General features: G+C 52.6%; 2 protein-coding genes. Both read left to right on the top strand.

The genetic code is table 11. The features are described 5' to 3' along the window. A partial coding sequence (locus tag Q7U71_00040) for a PorV/PorQ family protein (GenBank protein ID MDO9390150.1) occupies positions 1-1,206 on the top strand: 1,206 nt, incomplete at its 5' end. 97 nt (positions 1,207-1,303) lie between these two features. Next, positions 1,304-2,454 (top strand): immune inhibitor A (locus Q7U71_00035; protein ID MDO9390149.1); only part of this gene is annotated, 1,151 nt, incomplete at its 3' end.

The raw sequence follows: 2,454 nt of genomic DNA, 5'->3' as shown, positions 1-2,454 counted from the left end.
CAGATTCTTGTGGGACGAGGCTATACCGGAGATCCGGCCATTCTTAACCGGGCGCTGCTGGCCGAATATTATCCGGAATGGTTCGGAGCCGCAAAAAAGAAAACAGATCCCTATCAGTATCTTAAAAGTCTGATGAACCCGGCTTCTTTGGCCGAGCTGGACAATCATTTTAAGGGCCGGGGAGTATCCAATGACGGCCGGCAGTTGTTGCTGGCCGACATTAACCTGATCATATCTGGGGTTGATTTCTACCAGAAGGAACAATGGGATAATCATGCGATTCCGGTTGAGGCCCAGGAACTTTTGGCGGAGGGAACCGGCAACCTCAGCCTGATGGACCTGCGCAAGATGAACCGGATGATGTTGGAGGCATTGTACCCTTCAGAAATGGTAAGGATAGGGCAGGATAAAAGCTATGCCTCGCTGATGCATTCCCCCTGGCTTTCCGAGATCTGGTCCGATGTGGGCGACATGTATTATGAATACATTTCCTACGTCCAGCCCTACAAGGACTGGGGAGTATTCGGCGGCAGCGTCATCTTCATCTCCGAGGGGACCAGCCAGCATACCGGATCCAACGGTGAAGATTACGGAGAGTTCTCCAGCTACGAATTCTCTCCTATCATTTCCTATGGCAATGAAATATTCAACGCCCTGGCCGGTGGAGTAAACCTAAAACTTATCCATTCCCATCTGGCCCCTTTCGGGGCGGAAGGTAGCCAGGGCAAGGGCGTGGCCACCACCTGGGCTTTGGATTTCGGCCTGCTGTACCGGGGGCCGTTCAAGGGGCTGTCTTTCGGCGCTAATCTTCAGAATATCGGCCCCAAGCTGGTCTATATAGACGCCGAACAGTCCGATCCTCTTTCCCGCAATATCCGGGCCGGAACCGCCTATAAGGTACTGGACGGCCGCTGGGCCAAGCTGACCGCGGCTTATGACATCACCAAGATGCTGGTGGTAAACGATAGGCCGTGGAGGGAAGAGCTTAAGGAAGCGGTGCACCATGCCGGAGTGGAGTATCAATATGCGGGGGCGGCTGCACTGGGGCTTCGCGCCGGGTATGTTTACGACGAGGTCGGCAAGATCAAAGGCTCCACCTACGGATTTGGAGTGGGTTATAGGAACATCCAGTTCGATTTTGGGATGGAACCCGGTGGTGAATTACAGAAATACAATAAAAAATTCTCACTTTCAGTAGAGTTATAATATGACGGCTGCACTAATTTACCGACGCTGGCTGGGATTATCCTGTCTGTTGATCCTAACGGTATTAACCACAGCCATGGCTGGAGATCTACAGGATTTGAAACAACGGGGTAAAACCTCCAGCCCGATCCTGGAAAAGATCAAACAACAGCCCCGCCAGTACAAGGATGCAGTATCCAAATTGAACCTGCTGGGCCGGGTCAGGGAGGTCGCCAAAAGCAAAGGTAAGAACAAACATATGGCTCAAGAGGTCATTCATGTCCTGGCTATCAAAGCCCAATTCCAGATGGACGATGATCCCAATACCGCGGGCAACGGCCATTTTGATTACGCGGGCAACGGCCAGCCGATGTACATCGACGGAGACTGGCGTAACGGGCACAATCTTGATTATGAGCCGCCTCATGACAGTCTGTATATCCATAATCAGATGCTAGCCCTGCGTAACTATTACCTGGCTGTTTCTGACAGCCAATTATACATAGAGTTTGAACAGTGGCCCAAGGGCGATACTTCCGCTTATACCTTGCCCCATCAAATGTCATTTTACAGCGACTATTATAATCAGGGAGCCAACTGGGGAGCAGGGTTGTATGTCCTGCTGCGTGATGCATTGGAGGCAGCAAGTGCGGATGTTGACAGTTTTCATACCGGAAGCGGATCCACCAAAGTACCCAAGGCGGTTATGATATTCCACGCCGGTTCCTGCTGGCAGACCGATCCCTACGGAGCTGACATTCCGTCAGTATTTCTGCAGATGGACAGTTCCAGCCCCATCATTGTCAAGGCCGGGGCTGATACGATCTACGAAGGAATTATCGATGCCGAAACCCAAAGCCAGGACGGGATGGTGCTGGGTTCCCAGGGCGAGATCGCCCACGAGTTCGGCCATCAGCTGGGTCTGCCTGATCTTTACGATTATTCCATGTACTCGGTGGGACTGGGCGAATGGGAGCTGATGTCCTGGGGTTCGTGGAACATGAACGCCTATGTGCCTCCCCATCTTTCGGCCTGGTGCAAGGTGTTTTTGGGATGGTCTCAGCCCTTGACCCTAACCCCTGGTGTTGACAGCCTGATTCCCTTTGACTGGGTGGCCAAAAACCCGGATGCAATAGTTAAAATTCCGATAAATTCCCATGAGTACTACCTGATCGAAAACCGCCGGGCCTGGGTGGATCCAAACAGCGTCATCTCCGATTCCGCCTCAGCCGATTCCAACGGGGCCAGGGTCTGGCGCAACGGGGTCTT

This window comes from bacterium, assembly GCA_030655055.1.
Taxonomy (GTDB): domain Bacteria; phylum Edwardsbacteria; class AC1; order AC1; family EtOH8; genus UBA5202.
Note: the sequence above shows the minus strand (reverse complement) of the source record. Positions and strands in the feature narration are given on the sequence as shown.